The sequence below is a fragment of the Deferribacter abyssi genome, assembly GCF_049472655.1.
GTDB lineage: Bacteria > Chrysiogenota > Deferribacteres > Deferribacterales > Deferribacteraceae > Deferribacter > Deferribacter abyssi.
Genome location: NZ_JAQNCS010000001.1, coordinates 208,547 through 230,198, shown reverse-complemented (window position 1 = coordinate 230,198; position 21,652 = coordinate 208,547). Strand labels below are relative to the sequence as shown.

Sequence of the window (21,652 nt, the reverse complement as noted above, 5' to 3'; positions counted from 1 at the left end):
AATGGTGTTACAAGTGCCATCGACCAATCTACAAGTTCATTGCATCTATCAACATTTGCCACTATTCCATCTATGCATTTTTCAGCCAAAGAAGAAATAGCATTTGAAAGTAACTTGATAGAACTGAGTAAATTATCAGCAATAACAGGCATCATAACATTCAAATCAAGTAACCCGCTACTTCCAGCAATCGATATTGTATGAACATTTCCCATTACTTCTGCAGATACTTGAATGACTGCTTCAGGAATCACAGGGTTTACCTTCCCTGGCATAATAGAACTCCCTGGTTGCAATGAGGGTAAAGTTATTTCTGCAATACCACATCTTGGTCCAGAATTTAGTAAACGTAAATCATTTGCAATCTTCATTAATGAAACAGCCAATGTGTTAAGCGCTCCTGCAAAATAAACAATAGCATCTTTAGCAGCAATAACCTCGAAAAGATTTTCAGCTTGCTTAAACTCTTTACCAATATTTTTATTAATCTCATCGATTGCAAATTTTGCAAAATCTGGATGAGTATTAATACCTGTGCCAACAGCAGTCCCACCAAGAGGCAGGTCTAACAATCCTCTAATACTTTCCTTTATTCTTTCTAAAGCTTTTTTTATCTGTATTCTATACCCAGAAAATTCTTGTCCTAAAGTCATAGGCACTGCATCCATAAGATGAGTTCTTCCTATCTTAATGATATCCGCAAACTCTTTTTCTTTTTCTAATAAACTTCTTTCCAATTTTGAAAGAGCTGGTATCAAATTCTGATCCGTTAATAATACAGAAGATATGTGTATTGCAGATGGAATTACATCATTACTGGACTGCCCTTTATTGACATGATCATTAGGATGGCACAATATCTTATCTCCTTTTTGACCACCTAATAACTCACAAGCTCTATTTGCTATAACCTCATTTACATTCATATTTGTGGATGTACCTGACCCCGTCTGAAATATATCTAATGGGAATTGATCATTAAATTTACCTCCAATAATTTCATTAGCAGCAGTTACAATTGCATTAGCTAATTTTTCACTAATTAATCCTAACTTGCAGTTTGCAATTGCAGCCCCCTTTTTTATTTCTACAACAGCATAAATGAATTCTAATGGTAACGTTTTCCCACTTATCTTAAAATTATCCATAGCTCTAACTGTTTGTGCCCCATAATAAGCTTTTTCAGGAACCTTTATTATTCCCATACTATCCTTTTCTTCCCTAAAATTCATTCTTACCCCTTTCCAAGTCATATATCCTAAGTTATAATTTATTATATACGGAGGTAACATATGGAATCAATAAAATATCTGTCTAAATTAACCATGAATCCAAAATTCATTGATTTTACTAAAGAAGAACTTAAAAAATTCCTTTCATCATGCAAAGTAGAAAAGTTTAACAAAGGAACCATGATAATTAGAGAAGGAGAAAAAGGGGATAAGCTTTACATTGTCGTAGAAGGACAAGTTGGTGTAAGTAAAGCGATTACAGAAGAGATGGTTTTTTTTCTTACAACCTTAAGCGAAGGAGATTTTTTTGGTGAAATGGCTATCCTTACATCACATCCAAGATCAGCAAATGTGTTTGCAAAAACTGATTCTACTCTTTTATCTTTTGATATATTAGCTTATAACACCCTAAAAAGAGAAAATAAATTACTATTTGCAAAATTGAATAGTGTATTTGCTGTAACTTTAGCTGAACGTTTATACAAAGTAGAAGAAAGAATAAAACTTATAATAAAAGCCTCATTAATTAAAGATATTATATAAATTGTATTTTTAAAGTATCAATTCTTTGTAGAAAACTGTTCCAGGTTGAAAACCATCGGGAAGTTTCTTCGTTTGATATGAGATAAAACCGGCTCGGTAAAATTCCCTTCTTACACTATCCCTGCATGAATAAGTAACAACACAACCGTCATCTTTTAATAAGTTATATAACTCTTTATAAACAGTTAATTGCCACATCTCAGGATTTTTTAATTTGCTAAACGGATCAAAATAAATCACATCAAACTTAACATTAATATACCTAACTGCTCTAAAAAAGTCATCAAGAATCATATAAAGTTGATAATTATTATATGTTATACTGTCCAAAAGTTTTCTAAGATAATCGTACCCCTTTTTCGGCCAGAACAAAGGAAATTCTTTTATTAAATTTATCAGCGTATTATCTTTTTCAATGGAAACAATATTCAATTTATTTTTAATTTTATGCTTTTCTAACTCTTCAATAGTTGCAACAATATTGTATCCCAAACCAAAAAATATATCGAGTAGCCAAACCTCCTTATTTTTAGATAATCTTTCAACAATTCCTGATGGTATAACAAACTTATGCAAACTCTCAGTGTAAGCTCCAATAGATTTTGCATGATATCCTTCTTTATAACTGATATTATAAAAGCTTATAGAACCATCAGCTGTTGTAAAAGGTTTTTTATCACCTAATAATGGGATCAAATTTGACATTTTCAAATACAATGTGCCAGTTTTCATTAATTCTTTCAGGAAAATCTCTTCTGTAATGAGCTCCTCTGCTCCCTTTTCTAGTCATTGCAGCTAAAATCATCATCTTTGAAAGTTGTAACATATTGTAATATTCCATGCAATTCCTACAAACAAAATCTACATTGAAATCATCCAATTTACTATTAATATATTCAAGTGCCTTACTTAAGCCTCTTTCATCCCTTACGATACTAACATATTTCCACATAACATCTTGCAATTCTTTTATTTGATTATTAGTAATACATTCTTTGTAGATATAGTTATCATAATTGATCTCACATATTTCTTTATCAATTAAATCTATAATAGCAGATTTGGCAGCCCTTCCACCAAAAACAACACTTTCAAGCAAAGAGTTACTAGCAAGCCGGTTTGCGCCATGTACTCCTGTACAAGCACATTCACCACATGCATACAATCCTTTGATTTTTGTTCTCCCCCATACATCAGTTTCAATACCACCCATATAATAATGAGCTGCAGGACTTACAGGGATTAAATCCTTTGTAATATCAATACCAAACTCTTTTAATGTTGAATAAATCTTAGGAAATCTATTTTTTACAAATACACTTTCTAAGTGTGTCATATCAAGATACACATATTCAGCACCAGTTTTTTCCATTTCAAAAAATATTGCCCTACTTACCACATCCCTTGGAGCAAGCTCCCCCTTATCATGGTAATTATAACAAAACCTAACCATTTCATCATTTCTTAGGACACCACCCTCACCACGCATCGATTCACTTAACAAAAAAGCTGGTGCATCAGGTAAATGCAAAGCTGTTGGATGAAACTGATAAAATTCTAAATCTTTTAAAACAGCTCCTGCCCTAAAAGCTATAGACAATCCATCTCCTGTAGCAACTCTAGGATTCGTTGTGCGCTTAAAAAGTTTACCTGCACCACCTGTAGCAAGTATAACTCCTTTAGAAAAAATATTTACAATTTTCTTATTCTCTTCATCAATAGCTTTTATCCCAAAAACTTCACCATCAGACACAATCAAATCAAGAGCAAAATAATTTTGTAAATATGTAATATTCTCTAATTTTTTTGCATAACTTTTCAAAGTTCTTACAATCTCACGCCCCGTAGCATCACCATGTGCATGTATAATTCTATTTACCGAATGAGCTGCTTCCCTTGTAAAATCAAGATGATCTCCATGCATATCAAACTGAGCACCCCATTTTATTAGCTCTTTGATATATTTTGGACCTTCATCCACAAGTGTCATTACAGCATCTCTATCACACAAACCATCACCTGCTCTTATAGTATCTTCATAATGAAGAACTATATCATCCTCATCAGATAACACCACAGCGACACCACCTTGTGCGTGCTCAGAACTGCCCTCTCCCACTGACGATTTAGTGACTATTGCAACACTGCCATGGGAAGCAAGCTCCACAGCAGCACGTAACCCAGCAGCACCACTACCAATAACAAGAAAATCAAATTTCATATTAATTAAAACCTCAACCCTAATTTAATACCATATTGATTAACCACTCCTACACTCGCCTCTGCATTTATAACAAAAAGAGGAAATGGTGAAAACTGTAATCCTACAAGTGCTCTATAAACAGTCTTACTCACATCATCAAGATCAACCAAGTCACTGTGTTCTTCAGTATGTATTCTCAGAAGTGTAACCCCGGCATAAGGGGTAAACATTAAAAACCCTTTACTGACTAGAAGATCTAAAGACCTAGTGTTCACATCAAGTTCATCAACACCTTCAAGCTTTGAGTAAGCACCCCTTATTGCAACAGCAGGTGTCGCCACGCTTCCTTTTAATATAGCGTACTTCAACTCAATTCCCCATAACCTAATATTTGTACCAGGCACAGAAGTATACATACCACCAACATCAACTCCAAAAGGCAACCCTTTTTGAATATGTAACCTTGGAACAGGCAAATAAGAATAGGGATCTTGATCACTGAAAATAGCCTCCCAATATTTCTTGCCACTATTTATATCTGTAATAACAAGCTCAGCAGCCACATCGAACCCAGTAATCCCCAAAGGTTCAGCAGGAGACATTGGATTAAACTGCAATGCTACACCAATTTCTTTGGATAAATCTTCAAACTCACTCTGAATAATTTTTTGAGAAAACTCTAATTCTTTTGCAAATCCTACAACTGAAAAAAACAAGATTAAAAACAAAATATAAAACTTTCTCATTATTACCTCCTCTTTAAATTTGGCAATCCAAAATCTTTATAAAAATCTTTTTTAGGTCTATTAAAGTAACCAAATTTAATATGTTTAAACTTCTTCTTAATTAATTTTAGCATATTTTTGATACCCATGATCTCTTCCAGTTTAAATTTCATACTCTCAAAAAGATAATCAGGATCTATATTAAGATTTCTCAACTGTACAAGTTCTACTTTATAAGCAGATAGAAAATCAAGGAGAGCATTCACTTCACTCTCTCTATCGTTAATACCTGGCATCATCAAATAATTCAGCGATACATACACACCATATTTGTTAGCAAGTTCTATGCTTTTTAAAACATCATCCAGTTTATAACCAATTGGATTATAATAAGCGTTGTATGTAGACTCCACAAAACTATTAATACTCACCCTTATACTATCAAGCCCTGCATCAAATAACATCTTCATTTTCTCAGGATCACTGCAATTAGAATTAAAGTTAATCGTAAGCTCTGGTGCATTCTTTTTTATTTTGGAAATTGCTGTTGCAATTCTATCAGCTACCATTATTGGATCCCCTTCACACCCCTGCCCAAAACTAATAATGGGATCTTTCGCCACTTCATTATGGTTTAATGCAACTTCCACAATCTCTTCTACCGAAGGAACAAAATCAATCCTCTGTTGAGGCGAAGGACAACATTCCGCTGGCTGAAGAGAAATACAACCAATACATCTGCTATTGCAAACTGGTGAAGTAGGTATAGGGCACTCCCATCTACCATAAAAAACATTTTTTGCCGCGGTACAGTGGTATTCCAATGCACACTTTGCAAGTTGTTTATATAGTCTATTATAGGGATATTTCGACAATAACTTGTCCACCCTATACTTAAATTTATCCGTAAAATCAAATTTTTTCGGATTCCATTTATTATCTTTATCTACCTTTATAGCTGGAACCACAAACTTCCCATTTAGCCATCCTACTGCTGTGTATGCATAAAGTGGATACATCAAAGATGATTTTTTCTTATAAGCTGGCAAAAAAAGCCTCAGGTATCCTGGTGGCAAAAACACAGATACTGCATACCCTCTAGTAAACTCTTCTAATGTGGCAGTTTCAGGATTATAGGCTATAGGATTGGAATCAGGCATATAATAAAGGGTAGTACACTCCGGAATTTCAATTAACTCAAGTTCGTAGGGAACAAAATTGTAATTCTCACTCCTAACAACCATTTTTAAAGATGGATGGTCATATATGTTTCCATTTTTATCAGCATAAACTAAATTTGGTATCTCGTACAACGCCACTTCCTTTAAATTCAAAATTAAGCAAATAATATTGTCTTTTTTAGAAATTTTCAATATAAATAAGTGTAAACTAAAATATAGTGAAATTACATAAAAATTTTAGGGGGTAAAAAATGACTGATATTATTGAAATCTATGCCAGGGAGATTCTGGACTCTCGCGGAAATCCCACTATTGAGGTAGAGGTAATTACAAGCGGAGGTTATGTAGGAGTGGCAGCAGTCCCTTCTGGGGCATCTACTGGTGAACATGAAGCAATTGAATTAAGAGATGGTGATCCCGAAAGATATAACGGTAAAGGAGTATTAAAAGCAATTCAAAATATTAATGAAATTATAGCTGATGAACTTGAAGGTATTAATGTTTTAGAACAAAAACTTATAGATGATATATTATGCGACATAGACGGTACAAAGAACAAGTCAAAACTTGGTGCCAATGCTATCCTTGGAGTATCTTTAGCATGTGCAAAAGCTGCTGCTAATGTCCTTGATATTCCACTTTATCGATATATCGGTGGAACTTTTGCTCATCAGCTACCAGTACCTATGTTAAATATTTTGAATGGTGGTAGTCATGCTGATAACAATGTTGATATTCAAGAATTTATGATTATGCCAGTAGGAGCAAGTAGCTTCAAAGAAGCATTAAGAATGGGAGTTGAAACATTTCATTCTCTAAAAAAAGTTTTAAACGAAAAAGGTTATAATACCGCTGTGGGTGATGAAGGAGGATTTGCACCAAATCTTCAATCAAACGAAGAAGCAATAGAGGTTATATTGCAAGCAATAGAAAAAGCTGGCTATAAAGCCGGTGAAGATATTTATTTAGCCCTTGATGTAGCATCCAGTGAACTCTATAAAGATGGGAAATATATTCTTTCAGCCGAAAAACAACCTGAAAAATCTGTTGATGAAATGATAGAATACTATAAGTATCTCGTAGCAAAATATCCAATAATAAGTATTGAAGATGGTCTAGCAGAAGATGACTGGGATGGATGGAAAAAACTAACTGAAGCTTTAGGAAATAAAGTGCAACTTGTAGGTGATGATCTTTTTGTTACAAACACAGAAAGATTACAAAAAGGAATCCAAGAACATATTGGTAACTCTATTCTTATCAAACTAAACCAAATAGGAACGCTCACAGAAACTCTCGCTGCTATAGAGATTGCAAAACGTGCAGGTTATACATGCATCATTTCCCACAGATCAGGAGAAACAGAGGATACAACCATAGCAGACCTTGCTGTTGCAGTTAATGCAGGACAAATTAAAACCGGATCAGCATGTAGAACTGATAGAGTTTGCAAATACAATCGTCTTTTAAAAATCGAAGATGAGCTTCTCGACCAAGCTGACTTCCCTGGTCTTGCAGCATTTTACAATTTAAACAAATAAATTTTCAAGGGAGGGTTTATCCCTCTCTTTTTTAACTTTTTTATTGACAATTAAAGAGAAATAGACTACCCCATTTAATATGTCGAAAAATAATAAAAAGCTTACAATACTTGTTTTTGAAGAAACGCAACTAAGAGAAGTTAAGTCTTTATCAATCAAAAAAAGGACTATAAAGGCTACTATTATCTCCTTAATACTAATATGCTTCATCACTACTGTATCTTTAGTTTTATTATCCAAGCTTTACAGTGAAAGAAAGCAAATGCTCAGTTACAAAAGTGAAAATAAATTATTAAAAATAAGATTGAGTGAATATGCAAAAAAAGTAAACGAGATTGAAAATAAATTAGTTTATTTAGAAAATTTAGAAAAACAAGTCAGAAAGCTGGCCCAATTTAATGACGAAAAAAATAAAAAACTTGCCATTGGTGGTAAAGAAATAGATATTTTAAGGGAATATTCCGCTGTAGCTGAAAGAAAAGAAACAGAATTTTTCAATGATTTAAATAATGTCCTATTATCTTTATCATCAGAAATTGAAAAGAAACAAAACAGCCTTTCTGAACTTATCAATTTTCTTGAAGAACAGCGTCTTATGATGCTCTCAACTCCATCTGTATGGCCTGTAAGAGGTTGGGTCTCCAGCAAATTTGGTTATAGGTTATCTCCTTTTACCGGCAAAAGAGTTTTCCATGAGGGGATAGACATAGCAGCAAGATATGGTGCTCCAGTAAGAGCAACTGCAAAAGGGATTGTAATATATGCAGGCTATAAGCCAGGATATGGTAAATTAGTGACAATTGACCATGGTTTTGGATATGTCACAAGATATGCTCATAACAGTAAAATTCTGGTAAAAGTGGGTCAAAGAGTAGAAAAAGGTGACATCATTGCAAAAGTTGGAAGCTCGGGATTCAGCACCGGTCCCCATGTCCACTATGAAGTGCTTGTCAATGGAATTCCAGTAAATCCTGTTGAATTTATCAATGAAGCATCAAACGATCAATAGCCTGAAAAATACCAATAATTATATAAGCAACCTATATAACTCTTTCACTGCACAAATTAAAATTTATATTTTTACAATGATATCTATTTTTAATAGATAAACAAGAAACAGTATAGCCGAGCCATATTATGCGATGGCTCGGCTACCATTTTATTTATCCAACCATACTTTGTAAAACCTTCTTTTACCTACTGGATCAAGTTTAAATCCCATAACATTTTTTCTCATCGGTTCAACAACTATAGAGTGAGCAATTGGTACCCAAGGTACATCTTTATGAAAAACTTCCTGTGCTTTTCTATAAAGTTTTGTCCTTTTTTCTCTGTCAGTTATCACTTTTGCTTTCTCTACTAATGAATCAAACTCTTTACTTCTATAAAATGCTATATTTTGTGCTGGTTTAACCGCAGCTTTTGAACTTAGCAACACATAAAGAAAGTTGTCTGGATCACCATTATCACCTGTCCACCCCAACAATGCCATGGAATGCTCGCCATACTTTGTTTTTTGTAAATATGTACCCCAATCATAAGAAACTATTTTTGCTTTGATACCAACCTTTGCTAAATCAGCTTGGATAGCCTCAGCTACTTTTCTACCGTTTGGCATATAAGGCCTTGGTACAGGCATTGCCCAAATATCTGTTTCAAAACCATTTGGATAACCAGCTTTAGCAAGTAGCTTTTTTGCTTTCTCAGGATTATATTCATAATCTTTTATATCATCATTATATGACCACATTGTAGGAGGAATCGGATTTTTTGCAGGTACACCAAAACCTGCATATACAGCATTCACTATATCTTTTTTGTTAATAGCAAAATATATTGCTTTTCTTACTAAAGGATTATCAAAGGGTTTCTTTTCTGTATTCATTGCTAAATAACCAACATTCAAGCCTTCCTGTTTAAGAATTTTAATATTCGGATCTTTTTCAAGCTCAGCCACTTCTTCTGGGTTTGGAAAGTCCATAATGTGTATTTGACCTGTTTTTAACTCTGCAGCACGAACAGAGTTATTAGGAATAACTTTAAGAATAAGCTTATCTATATATGGTCTCCCAGCCCAATATTCTTTATTTGCTTTAAAAATAATTCTGTCATCTTTAATCCATTTTACAAAAACAAATGGACCTGTCCCCACCGGAAACCTTCCAATATCTTCTGGATGGCCTTCTTTTAAAAGCTTATCAGCATACTTCTTACATAATATCGAAGCAAAATCCATTGCGAGGTTAGCTATAAATGGTGCTTCAGGTTTATTCAAGATAAACTTAACAGTATATTTATCTACCTTAATAATATCTTTAACTATATTACTCATATCCATAGCCTGCCAATATTCAAATGCACCACCAACCTTGTGATACGGATGATTTGGATCAAGCTGTCTTTTTAGTGAAAAAACAACATCATCAGCAGTAAATTCCACATCTTCTGTAAAAAATCTTGTTTTGTGAAATTTAACCCCCTTTCTTAGATGAAACACATACTCCAAACCGTCTTTGCTCACTTCCCAGCTTTCAGCCAGTGCTGGTTCAATTTCAGTTGTACCATATTTGAACTGAACTAAGTTATCATAAATTTGTGTAGTTGCATAAAATGTTTCACCATCAGTTGCATGAGCAGGATCCATTGTAACAGAATCACCTCCCCTGCCAAATACAAGAGTGCCACCATATCTCGGCTCTGCGAAAACCGAAGTAATTAAAAAAGCCAGTACTGCTACAACTAACAAAAACTTTTTCATAAAACCTCCTTTCACTGGTTTAATCATACTAAATTTACCAGTTTTGAATAAAACTTCAAGCAAAAATATAACATTATTCTAGTCTGAAACAAAACTGCAAAACGAAAAAGTTTTGTCATTATATAGAAATTAATAATTTTAAATCATTACATATTAAGGAGCAACTAAAAAATGTAGCTTATTAACAAACAATAGATTGCTTCGCTAAGGCTCGCGATGATTGCGAGGAGCGGTAGTGACTAAGCAATCTATTTAAAACTCTTAACTATATTTCACTTATTCTCAATTGATTTAAAAGTTGTAATGTCTTATCAATCACATCTTCTTTTCTAACTGTAACAATATCACCTGTCTTCCTTATAAAAATTTCCACATTACCACGAGAAAGAGACTTAGCTCCCACATTTATTCTCAGAGGGTATCCCACAAGGTCAGCATCATTAAATTTAACACCAGCTCTTTCATCCCTATCATCAATCAGCACATCAACACCTTCTTTTAGTAATCTCAAATAAACAGTTTCCGAAAGATTTACAACATCTTCAGAATTTGTATTTATAGGCACCACAACCACCTCAAAAGGAGCAATCTGTACTGGCCAATAAATCCCTTTTTCATCATGGTTTTGTTCAATGGCAGCCGCTGCAGTCCTTCCAATCCCTATCCCATAACACCCCATTACCATTAATTTTTGTTTACCATCTTTATCAAGATAATAAGCATTCATTGCTTCAGAGTATTTTGTACCCAGCTTAAATATATGCCCAACCTCAATCCCCTTCGTAATCTGATATTCACCTTCTCCACATCTCGCACATTTATCACCAGGTACTGCATTTCTGAAATCACCAAAACCATCTATATTAAAATCTCTACCTAAATTTGCGTTTATCAGGTGTTTATCTTTTTCATTAATTCCTAACACAAAATTCTTCATATATTTTATTTCGTAATCAGCATAAATTGGGATTGTTAGCCCTTTTGGACCTGAAAATCCTACAGGACCTCCTGTAATTCTAAGAATCTCATCTTCACTAGCAAATTCTATATACGGTAGATTAAAAAAATTCTTTACTTTTGCTAAGTTTAACTCCCTATCCCCTCTAATAAGAATAGCAAAAAAGCTATCCTCACATTTAACAATAAGAGTTTTAACATGCTTATGAGGTGGAATCCCAAGGTACTCAGCTACATCCACAACTCTTTTTATATCCTTAGTAGTTACAATTTCTGACTTTTTCTCAGGTTCATCAGGGGGTACTCCCTCATCCAGCACAGGTGCTTTTTCAATATTTGCCGCAAAATCACATTTAGTACAACTTATAACAAAATCTTCTCCAGTATCAGCTGTTACCATAAACTCATGAGAAAAAGAACCACCTATTGCTCCCGAATCAGCCTCCACTACTTTATATTTTAAACCACAAGCTTCAAAAATTTTACAGTATGCATCATACATTTTTTGATAACTAGCCTCAGCTCCAGCATCATCCACATCAAAAGAATAGGCATCTTTCATAATAAACTCTCGACCTCTCATTAAACCAAATCTGGGGCGTACTTCATCTCTAAATTTGGTCTGAATCTGATAGAGATTTAAAGGTAATTGTTTATACGATTTTATCTCATTTCTTACTATATCAGTTACTACTTCTTCATGAGTTGGACCTATACAAAAATCTCGATCATGTCTATCTTTTAATCTTAGCAATTCTTTCCCATAAACGTTCCATCTACCACTCTCTATCCAAAGTTCAGCAGGAATAACTGTCGGCATTAAAATTTCGACAGCTCCAGCTTCATTCATATATTTTCTAACAATTTTTTCTACCTTTTTTATAACTTTTAACCCTGCCGGCAAATAATTATAAATACCAGCTGCTACTTTTCTTATCATACCTGCTCTAAGCATATATTTATGGCTTACAACTTCTGCTTCACTTGGGTTTTCCCTTAGTGTCGGTAAAAAATAATGTTTTAATCTCATCAAACCCCCCAATTTTTTATTTTACTTTAACAAACTAATAACAAATTTTCAATTATTAAAACATTTTGTAGTCACCCCATTTTTTGCAAAATCCTAATTCTATAGAGTTTAGGAAAAACATTTTTCGGTTTCAGGTTTCCAAAAAATCGCCATGGATGGCGATTTTTGAGAAACCTGCCTCGGAGCAAAACGGGACGTTTTGCGAGAATGAGAAAAATGTTTTTCCTAAACTAAATAAGTATAACTACCTTAATGAAAAACAATTTACTACAATCTCAAAAAAATGGGGTGACGCCAGTTAAAACAAATCGCAATCTTCATTTTTGATAACGCATATTAACAATATGATGGATAAAAAGATCTCTTAACAAAGAAAACAAACGAATCAAGTTGTTAACTTTATTAAAAACTATTTAGCCTTTTTTAAATCTTGACTGTTATAAAAAAAAAGCGTATATGCGCTAAAAAACCAACCCAAGGAGGTTAACTTGAAGTTAATCGCTAACATCATGAAAATCATTGACAATTTTAACGAATGGTTTGGTAACATTGTAATATGGCTTTCAACATTAATGGTATTAGTGGTTTGCTATGATGTTACCACACGATACCTATTTAACAAAAGTTCTATTGCTGTACAGGAGCTTGAATGGCATCTTTTTGGATTTCTCTTCCTTTTAGGTGCAGCTTACACTTTAAAACATGACAGACATGTAAGAGTTGATGTTATTTACGACAGACTGACTGAACGAAAAAAAGCATTTATCGATATTATCGGCACTATTCTTTTTTTAATACCATTTTCAATGTTAGTCATTTATACATCAAAAAACTTTGTCATTAACTCATTTCTAATTAAAGAAGGTTCTCCAAACCCAGGTGGACTACCTTACAGGTTTATTTTAAAAAGTGCTATCCCTGCAGGTTTTTTTCTTGTCTTGCTTCAAGGGATATCAATGCTTATCCGTAATTTTCTAATACTAATTGGTAAAAAAGAATATCTTGAAGGGAGTCAAAAATGACGGAAGCAATGCCATTAATTCTTTTTATTTCTGTATTTGGACTCTTATTACTAGGTTATCCCGTTGCTTTTACATTAGGTGGAGTTTCTCTATTTTTTGGTTTAGCTACATTCGGCTTGGATTTTTTTAACTTGCTACCTTTAAGGATTTGGGGGCGAATAACCAACGTGGTTTTAATCGCTGTTCCTCTTTTCGTATACATGGGAGTAATGCTTGAAAAATCAGGCTTAGCGGAAGAATTATTGGAAACAATGGCTTTACTTTTCGGTAAATTAAGAGGCGGACTTGCCATTTCAGTAGTAGTAGTTGGAGCTCTACTTGCTGCCTCCACAGGAATAGTAGGTGCCACTGTAGTTACCATGGGTCTCTTAAGTTTACCAACCATGCTAAAAAGAAACTATTCACCTGAACTTGCTACAGGGACAATATCGGCTTCTGGAACTTTAGGGCAAATCATTCCTCCAAGTATAGTACTTGTACTGCTTGGTTCTATTTTAAATGTAGATATAGGTTCTATGTTTATTGGTGCTGTTGTACCAGGTTTGATGCTAGTGATTTTATACATAATTTATATTGCCATCATGGCAATATTTAAACCTGAATCTTGTCCGGCTATGCCAAATGAAGAATTGGAAGCTTTTCATAAAGAAGGTATGTATAAAAAAATAATTACTGCATTTTTAATGCCTTTTGCTTTAATTCTTGCTGTTTTGGGCTCTATTTTTGCTGGAATTGCTTCCCCTACTGAAGCTGCCGCTGTTGGAGCTTTTTTTGCAACCGTCTTAACGGCTTTAAAAAGAAGACTTAATCTCAGTACTTTGAAAGCTGTTATGAAAGAAACTACTTACTTAACATGTATGGTATTTATTCTCCTAGTTGGTGCCACAGCTTTTGGACTTGTTTTTAGAGGTATAGGAGGTGACGAATACATCAGAGAACTTGTTATCAATGCAAACTTAAGTAAAGGTATGTTTACATTTCTTGTCATGTTTGTCGTATTTATTGCAGGATTTTTCATAGATTTTATTGAAATTACATTCATTTTAGTCCCTGTAGTTGCACCAATCTTTGAACATTTTGGAGTAAACCTTCTTTGGCTTGGTATCCTTTTTGCGGTAAATTTACAAACATCTTTTTTAACCCCACCATTCGGGTTTTCATTATTCTATCTCAAAGGTGTAGCACCACCCGAAGTGACGACAATGCATATTTATAAAGGTATCATCCCTTATATTATTATTCAGTTAATAGTTTTAGCAACAGTTGCATTTTGGCCAGAAAGTGTCCTTTGGCTTCCCAATATTATCAGTTATTAAATGAGGCTTTCGCCTCATTTTTTATTCATTATTACAATAAGCTTCTTTAACCCAAATAAACCCTAATAATCCTTGATTTTATCTTAACATTGTTTTATTATTGCTAAAATTTATCAAGCATACATTCAACTGAGGTTTAAGAAATGGATATTAAAATAGAAAAAATAAAACCAATAGGAAAAATCATTTTTAAAAACAACCCTTATTTAACAACTGATAATCTTAAAGATTTATACCAAATAATAAGCGAACTAGAAGATGATATTAATATCGATGTCATTGCTTTTAGCAGTGACATAAATTCTTTTTGTGAAGGTGTTAGTATAGAAGAATTAATAAATTATAATGAAGCTGAATCAAAAATTTTTTCCTTTTTAGGTCAAAGATTAATCAAACGTATGAGAAATTTAAAAAAGATTATTGTTTCCCTTATAGATGGTAATGTCTTAGGTGCCGGTTTTGAGTTAGTTTTAGCTTCAGATGTTATTTTTGCTACAAAAAGAAGTCTGTTTGGTTTCCCAGAAACAAATTATGGTATTATACCAGGATTTGGTGGAACGCAACTTATGTCTCGCAAAATTTATGAAACATTTACTAAATATCTTGTTTTTACAGGAGAAAAAGTAACCGCTAAAAACCTTTATGAAAAAGGCATAATTACAAAATTGTTTGATAACAAAGATGAAATGATAAAGTCTTTTGATGAATTTGTTGAAAAATTAAAGGAAAGAAGTGTTTTCGCAATAGGTCTAGCCAAAGAAGTAATTAACAATGGTATAGAAATAGATATTGATAAAGCACTATTATTGGAGCAAAATGCATTTACAGTAGCTTTTGCCAGCAATGATAAAAAAGAAGGGATGAGTGCTTTTATAGAAAAAAGAAAACCAAACTTTACTGACAGATGGGAAGAATTTAAAAAACTTTAGGGAGGATGTAGATGGGTAAAATAAGAATCTTAATAGCAAAGCCTGGACTTGATGGTCATGACAGAGGAGCAAAAGTTGTGGCAAGAGCATTAAGGGATGCTGGATTCGAAGTAATCTACACAGGCCTCAGACAAACACCTGAAGCAATTGTAAACACTGCTATTCAGGAAGATGTGGATGCCATAGGAATAAGTATCCTTTCAGGAGCACATAATACTGTTTTTCCAAAAATTATCCAACTTCTCAAAGAAAAAGGAGCCGATGATATTATAGTGTTTGGCGGTGGAGTTATACCTGAAGATGATATCCCATTTCTTTTATCAAAAGGAGTAAAAAGAATCTTTACACCAGGAACCCCAACATCAGAAATTATCAATTTTATAAAAGAAACAATAAATCCAAAAGATGCTGCATGATACAGTTAGAACTTAACGGTGAAATTGCTTATTTAACATTAAAACCCGAAAAACAGTTTAATATTTTAAATTCTTACACTTTAAAAGAGTTAATAGAAAATATTAAGAAACTCTTTGACACACCAGCTAAAATACTGAGAATTTTTGGAGAAGGTGGATCTTTTGCTGTTGGTGCAAATATTAAAACCATGCTTTCATATTCGGGTTACGATGCTAAAGGTTTTTCAATACTTGGGAATCGATTATTCAATCTCATGCAAGAGCTACCGCAGGTAGTTATAGCAGAAATCGATGGTTTTTGTATGGGTGGAGGAATGGATTTTGCTGCAGCATCTGATTTTAGATTTGCTACCAAAAAAAGTAAATTTGCACATCCAGGTTCTAAACTAGGTATTATTACCGGTTTTGGCGGCACCCAGAGAATACCTAGAGTTATGAAACACAATCATTACCAACAACTTTTTTTACTTGGTGATATATTTTACGCTGATTTTTTAAAAAATGGTGGTTTTCTTTTAGAATTGTTTGAAACACAAGAAGAAATGAGAAACTATGTAACTCTATTTTGTGAAAAAATAATCAATAAAAACAGGTTACATATTTACTACTTAAAACAAATGATCAACAAAATGAGGTAAAAATGCTTTATCAAAAAGTATTAAATGGAGACAAACGCAGTCTCGCACGGCTAATGAGATTTGTAGATGATAGAGTCATTGGTTATGAAAAAGAAATGAAACAAATCCTGCCAAAATGTGGTAAAGCCCATTTTATAGGAATAACAGGCTCTCCAGGGGCTGGAAAATCTACTCTTACTAATGAACTTATTAAACACTATAGAAAACTAGGAAAAAGGGTTGGTGTTGTTGCTATTGATCCCACAAGTCCGTTTTCAGAAGGTGCAATTCTAGGAGACAGGATAAGAATGGCCGAGCACTCACAAGATGATGGTGTTTTTATAAGAAGTGTTGCCACAAGAGGTCACCTAGGTGGACTTTCTAGCTCTGCTGTAGAAATCGCCTTGCTTCTTGATGCTGCTGGTTATGATATAATAATTATTGAAACGGTAGGAGTAGGCCAAGACGAAGTAGAAATTTCTACAGTCTCAGATACTTGTATAGTAGTAACAGTCCCTGGACTTGGTGATGATATTCAAGCAATCAAAGCAGGTATTTTAGAAATTGCAGATATATTTGTTGTAAATAAAGCTGACAAAGATGAAGCTAACAGAACTGCGAGAGACTTGGAAATAATGCTTGAGTTATCCCAAAAAAAAGACTGGATCCCTCCCATTATTAAGACTATAGCCACAAAAGGTGAAGGGATCTTCGAATTAGTTGAAAATATTGAGAATCATAAAGCTAAATTTAAACCTAAACACTCCGAAAGACTTTTTTTTGTCGCAAAACAATATTTAATAGAAAAAATCGAAAAAAAAATCTTTTCTTACGATAAAATCATAGATAAATTAAATATTAATGGAGACCCATACTCTCTTGTAGAAAAGATTTTTGATTCTTTAACTTATGAAATTGACTTTACAGATTAAATTCTAATGAATACAAAAATGCAAAATTAGGAGGATATAATGGCACACAATATGGAAAATTATGACGAAACAGTAAAAAATTTCAGACTGGATGTCCCTATTTACTATAATTTTGGATTTGATGTTATCGATAAATGGGCAGAAGATAGAAGTAAACTTGCATTAATTTGGGTAGATACAGATGGAGATACTCATCAAAAATATACATTTTTTGATCTAAAAAAGATGTCTAATAAGTTTGCAAATGTTTTAATTTCAAAGGGATTTAGAAAAGGAGATAAACTTTACGTAATGGTACCTAGGATACCTGACTGGTATTCCATAATGCTAGGTTGTTTCAAATTAGGTGTAATACCTATGCCTGCTCCTAAAATTTTACAACCAAAAGATATTAAATATAGAATTGATGCGGCTGAAGCAAAAGGTGCAATTGTTCATATTGAAAGTATTGAAAAATTTGATCAGTTAGAACTACCTTCTCTTACAGAGAAAATAGTTGTTGGTGGAAAACATGATGGGTGGAATAATTTTGAAGAACTTATGTCAAAAGCTTCTTATAAATTGTCCCGTGAAGATGTTGAACCTACTAAAAGTACTGATCCAATGATTATATATTTTACAAGTGGAACCACTAAATTTCCAAAAATGGTTATGCATGAGCATTCTTACGCTCTGGCCCATCTAATTACTGCAAAATTTTGGCAGGATCTTACTCCAAAGGACCTCCACTGGACATTAAGTGATACAGGTTGGGGAAAAGCAGTTTGGGGAAAAATGTTTGGACAGTGGATCATTGGTACTACTGTACTAATGCATAATGCAGCTGATAAGTTTGATCCAGAAAAACACCTTTACATAATGGAGAAATATGGTGTAACAACATTTTGTGCACCACCTACAGCCTACAGAATGCTAATTTTGCAAGATTTAAAAAAGTACGACTTTTCCGCATTAAGACATTCTATTAGTGCCGGTGAACCCTTAAATCCAGAAGTTATTAGAATTTGGAAAGAGTATACAGGCACAATAATTTATGATGGTTATGGTCAAACTGAAACAGTAAATACCATAGCCAATTTTCCCTGCTTAAAAATAAAACCAGGATCAATGGGCAAACCTACTCCTGGTTTTCACGTGGATGTAGTAGATGATGATGGAAGTCCCTTACCAACTGGCGAAGTGGGACACATAGCAATTAAAGTAAAACCTAAACATCCCATCGGGGTATTTAAAGGTTACTATAAAAATGAAGAAGCTACAAAAGAAGCTTTTCGAGGAGACTGGTATTTTACTGGAGATAAGGCTTATAAAGATGAAGATGGTTATTTTTGGTTCGTAGGAAGAGCCGATGATGTTATTAAAGCCAGTGGCTACAGAATTGGTCCTTTTGAAGTAGAAAGTGCACTTCAAAGTCACCCTGCTGTAGCAGAAAGTGCTGTAGTAGGTTCACCAGATAAAATACGTGGTACTATAGTTAAAGCTTTTATTGTTTTAAAATCTGGAATTGAACCTAGCGATAATTTGATAAAAGAGTTACAAGAACATGTAAAAAAAGAAACTGCCCCTTATAAATATCCTCGTGAAATAGAATTTGTAAAAGAACTTCCTAAAACAGTTAGTGGCAAAATCAGAAGAGTTGAACTCAGAAAAATGGAAGAAGAAAAAAAATTAGGTAAAAATCAATGACAAAAGTGGATATTATTTTCACCTTTTTGAACTATAACATTTTCATTAGTTCAATAGGGGAATTATCTACATATTACATTTTTCAGAAATTAATTTATAAAGCCTTATTAAAAAAACTATGTAAATCTTTTGAATGTAACCTGGAGTTTAGCACTGATATACAAACTATGAATGAATATGAAATTCATTATCGCAAAAAATTATTAAAAACATACAATGACAAATAAAGACAAAATTTTTGTAAAATTAAATAAAGAAAATCTACTTTATTTTTCAGATATAAACCGGCTCCCATATTATGAAAAGGAAAATATATATTCTTTTTTTATTCCAGAAAAACTTTATACGATACTTGGTATAAAAAATTTTTACGAATTAAAAAAGAAATATTATTTTAGGTTGTTTTGTGAGCCAGGTACAGATTTTGTAAAAATAGAAATAAAAATTAATAAAGAACAAAAAGACTGGATTTTCCTCCTTGAACTAGCTGATACTATTTATTACCAGTTGGAACTATCCTTAATAGTTATTGGTGATCCAAACGCCCCTTTCTTTGATGTTTACCATGATAGATTTGGTCATAGAAATTACTTCGCTACAGCTAAAAGAAATATTGAAGAAGAATCAAAGGCTATATTGGCCGGTTTATACCCTCATCAATCAAGAAAAGGTTTAAATCTTTTTGATAATTTACTAGATAAGCTAGAAATTTTTTGCAAAAATACTGAAAAACACCTTATTGAAACAGATCCTCTTGGTTATGCAAGTGCTATATTTTATGAAAAAAAGGGGTTTGGGTATATCAATGGAAAAAAACTTATGCTTAAAATAGACAAGGAATTTTATCCTAAAGGTCTATTATATAGGAAATTAGATAACTCCAATATATTTAGAAAACAAGAATATTGGGATAACGTTTGGGGAAGAAGCTGGGCAATACACGACGGTGTATTAAAAGAAGCTTTAGGGGTTGAATTTAATCATATAAAAATGTATAAACCAATAGGTAAGAAACTGAAAGTAAACACTTTTTTAACACAAGGAGTAAATAATGAAAATCGTTTGTAGGAAAAAAACAGCATTAGGAAGCAAAAAAGAAGCAATACTTATTCCTGTTTTTAGAAATATTGATACCTTAAAACCACTAACAGGTAAAAAATTAGATGAAGAAATTAAGAAAATTTTAAATTCTGACTTTTTCAACTTTGAAGAAAGAGAAATTAAAAGCTTTTATCTTGAAATCAACAAAAAACTTAAAAAAATCTATATTATGAACATCCCAAAAGAAATTGAAGAATATAGAGAATATATGAAACTTGGTAATAAAATTGCGGAAACTCTTAAAAAAGATAAAATATTTACTTTTTCAATGCTCGCTTTTGAAGATCTTTATTCTGAAAGAAAAGATTTTAATTATACCAAGTCATTTATAGAAGGTATATATTTTGGACTTTATGAATTTGATAAATATAAAAGCAACAGTAATGACTATGAACTTGAAGAAATTGAGATTATAACAAATAGTAATAAAACAAAAAAAATTTTCGACAAAGATCTTCCATTATTAGATATTATTTTTAAAAATATATATTTAGTAAAAGATCTTGTAAATACTCCACACTCAGATCTAAATCCTAAAAAATTTGCTCAAATTATAAAAAAATTTGAAACTGACAGATTAAAAATAACAGTCCTCAATTATGAAGATCTAATCAAAGAAGGATTCAATCTTATCATAGCTGTGGGTAAAGGTGGGGCAAACAAACCATGTCTTGTAAAAATTGAATATAAAGGTCGCCCTGAAAGTAAGGATAATATTGCTCTTGTTGGCAAAGGTGTCACTTTCGACTCTGGTGGAATGAATTTAAAGCCAACTGGTCATATTGAAAACATGAAAACAGATATGGCGGGTGCTGCCACAGTTTTCGGAATTGTTAAAACATTACATGATCTGAACGAAAAAATAAATGTATATTGTTATCTACCTCTTGTGGAAAATATAATAAGTAATAATTCTTACAAGCCTGGAGATATAATAAAATCAAAGTCCGGAAAAACCGTTGAAATATTAAACACTGATGCCGAAGGAAGATTAATTTTGGCTGATGCCCTTTATGAAGCAACACAAACTGATCCTGATTTAATAATTGATATGGCTACCCTCACTGGGGCATGTGTTGTAGCATTAGGATCTTATTGTGCAGGTTTATTTTCAAACAGACGTTTTTTAGCCAAAAATATCTTAGATATTTCTTATGACTTAGCTGAAGATATTTGGGAATTGCCTCTTTTTGAAGATTACGAAAAAAGAATAAAAGGGGATGTATCAGATCTCATCAATATTGCAAAAAAAAGAGGAGAAGCTGGTTCTATTATTGCTGCTCTTTTCCTTCAACAATTTGTTGATAATTATCCGTGGATACATTTAGATATTGCTGGACCAGCATATATCGATGATAAACATCATATTTTCGGTAAAGGAGCTACAGGGTTTGGTTTAAGACTTGTATATCAGTTTATAAAAAAGCATTATATAGTACAGTAAGATATACAAACACGACATT

Annotated in this window: 19 protein-coding genes; 12 read left to right on the top strand and 7 right to left on the bottom strand. The window is 32.9% G+C overall.

Features of this window, described 5'->3' with window-relative positions:
* Window positions 1-1,232, bottom strand: a 1,232-nt coding sequence (locus OWK30_RS01050) for a class II fumarate hydratase (RefSeq protein WP_423322720.1), incomplete at its 3' end; no start/stop codon positions are given.
* Between the two features lie 60 nt (window positions 1,233-1,292).
* Between OWK30_RS01050 and OWK30_RS01045 the strand changes: the two genes are divergently transcribed.
* Window positions 1,293-1,775, top strand: coding sequence for a cyclic nucleotide-binding domain-containing protein (locus tag OWK30_RS01045; protein ID WP_423322718.1), 483 nt, complete (start codon window positions 1,293-1,295; stop codon window positions 1,773-1,775).
* Between the two features lie 9 nt (window positions 1,776-1,784).
* Here the strand turns inward: OWK30_RS01045 and OWK30_RS01040 are convergent, their stop codons facing one another.
* From OWK30_RS01040 to OWK30_RS01025, 4 genes are read right to left on the bottom strand one after another with little or no spacing between them, the layout of a single operon-like run.
* Window positions 1,785-2,480, bottom strand: coding sequence for a tRNA (5-methylaminomethyl-2-thiouridine)(34)-methyltransferase MnmD (locus tag OWK30_RS01040; protein ID WP_423322716.1), 696 nt, complete (start codon window positions 2,478-2,480; stop codon window positions 1,785-1,787).
* Window positions 2,452-3,996 carry an L-aspartate oxidase gene (nadB, locus tag OWK30_RS01035; protein WP_423322714.1) on the bottom strand — a complete coding sequence of 515 codons (1,545 nt, stop codon included), beginning with the start codon at window positions 3,994-3,996 and terminating at the stop codon, window positions 2,452-2,454. The genes OWK30_RS01040 and nadB overlap by 29 nt, the downstream gene beginning before the upstream one ends.
* A 5-nt stretch (window positions 3,997-4,001) precedes the next feature.
* A complete protein-coding gene (locus tag OWK30_RS01030) occupies window positions 4,002-4,724 on the bottom strand; it encodes a hypothetical protein (RefSeq protein WP_423322712.1) in 723 nt (240 codons plus the stop codon).
* Between the two features lie 2 nt (window positions 4,725-4,726).
* Window positions 4,727-6,037, bottom strand: a complete 1,311-nt coding sequence (locus tag OWK30_RS01025) for a radical SAM family protein (RefSeq protein WP_423322710.1) — start codon at window positions 6,035-6,037, stop codon at window positions 4,727-4,729.
* 98 nt (window positions 6,038-6,135) lie between these two features.
* On the opposite strand from OWK30_RS01025, the gene eno reads away from it, so the two are divergent.
* Window positions 6,136-7,425, top strand: a complete 1,290-nt coding sequence (eno, locus tag OWK30_RS01020) for a phosphopyruvate hydratase (protein WP_423322708.1) — start codon at window positions 6,136-6,138, stop codon at window positions 7,423-7,425.
* A gap of 79 nt (window positions 7,426-7,504) precedes the next feature.
* Complete coding sequence (locus OWK30_RS01015; protein ID WP_423322706.1) at window positions 7,505-8,434, top strand: peptidoglycan DD-metalloendopeptidase family protein; 930 nt, start codon at window positions 7,505-7,507, stop codon at window positions 8,432-8,434.
* A gap of 150 nt (window positions 8,435-8,584) precedes the next feature.
* On the opposite strand, the gene OWK30_RS01010 is transcribed toward OWK30_RS01015, so the two are convergent.
* Both OWK30_RS01010 and OWK30_RS01005 read right to left on the bottom strand, forming a co-directional pair.
* Entirely contained in the window at window positions 8,585-10,183 is a 1,599-nt protein-coding gene (locus OWK30_RS01010; protein ID WP_423322704.1) for an ABC transporter substrate-binding protein, read from the bottom strand.
* 265 nt (window positions 10,184-10,448) lie between these two features.
* Window positions 10,449-12,170: a proline--tRNA ligase gene (locus OWK30_RS01005; protein ID WP_423322703.1), complete on the bottom strand. Its 1,722-nt coding sequence runs from the start codon at window positions 12,168-12,170 to the stop codon at window positions 10,449-10,451.
* 488 nt (window positions 12,171-12,658) lie between these two features.
* Between OWK30_RS01005 and OWK30_RS01000 the strand changes: the two genes are divergently transcribed.
* The 9 genes from OWK30_RS01000 (at window position 12,659) to OWK30_RS00960 (ending at window position 21,633) form a co-directional block, all read left to right on the top strand.
* Window positions 12,659-13,192, top strand: coding sequence for a TRAP transporter small permease subunit (locus tag OWK30_RS01000; protein ID WP_423322701.1), 534 nt, complete (start codon window positions 12,659-12,661; stop codon window positions 13,190-13,192).
* Entirely contained in the window at window positions 13,189-14,508 is a 1,320-nt protein-coding gene (locus OWK30_RS00995) for a TRAP transporter large permease (protein ID WP_423322699.1), read from the top strand. The genes OWK30_RS01000 and OWK30_RS00995 overlap by 4 nt, the downstream gene beginning before the upstream one ends.
* A gap of 143 nt (window positions 14,509-14,651) precedes the next feature.
* The gene (locus OWK30_RS00990) at window positions 14,652-15,437 is read left to right on the top strand and encodes an enoyl-CoA hydratase/isomerase family protein (protein ID WP_423322697.1); all 786 of its coding nucleotides are present in this window, start codon (window positions 14,652-14,654) and stop codon (window positions 15,435-15,437) included.
* 11 nt (window positions 15,438-15,448) lie between these two features.
* The gene (locus OWK30_RS00985; protein WP_423322695.1) at window positions 15,449-15,853 is read left to right on the top strand and encodes a cobalamin B12-binding domain-containing protein; all 405 of its coding nucleotides are present in this window, start codon (window positions 15,449-15,451) and stop codon (window positions 15,851-15,853) included.
* Window positions 15,850-16,491, top strand: a complete 642-nt coding sequence (locus OWK30_RS00980) for an enoyl-CoA hydratase/isomerase family protein (RefSeq protein WP_423322693.1) — start codon at window positions 15,850-15,852, stop codon at window positions 16,489-16,491. Before OWK30_RS00985 ends, OWK30_RS00980 begins: the two co-directional genes overlap by 4 nt.
* A 2-nt stretch (window positions 16,492-16,493) precedes the next feature.
* Window positions 16,494-17,402, top strand: coding sequence for a methylmalonyl Co-A mutase-associated GTPase MeaB (gene meaB, locus OWK30_RS00975; protein ID WP_423322691.1), 909 nt, complete (start codon window positions 16,494-16,496; stop codon window positions 17,400-17,402).
* 39 nt (window positions 17,403-17,441) lie between these two features.
* Window positions 17,442-19,088, top strand: a complete 1,647-nt coding sequence (locus OWK30_RS00970) for an acetate--CoA ligase (protein WP_423322689.1) — start codon at window positions 17,442-17,444, stop codon at window positions 19,086-19,088.
* Window positions 19,089-19,304: 216 nt separating this feature from the next.
* Window positions 19,305-20,156: a hypothetical protein gene (locus tag OWK30_RS00965; protein ID WP_423322687.1), complete on the top strand. Its 852-nt coding sequence runs from the start codon at window positions 19,305-19,307 to the stop codon at window positions 20,154-20,156.
* Window positions 20,140-21,633: a leucyl aminopeptidase family protein gene (locus OWK30_RS00960; protein WP_423322685.1), complete on the top strand. Its 1,494-nt coding sequence runs from the start codon at window positions 20,140-20,142 to the stop codon at window positions 21,631-21,633. Before OWK30_RS00965 ends, OWK30_RS00960 begins: the two co-directional genes overlap by 17 nt.
* Window positions 21,634-21,652: the final 19 nt, after the last annotated feature.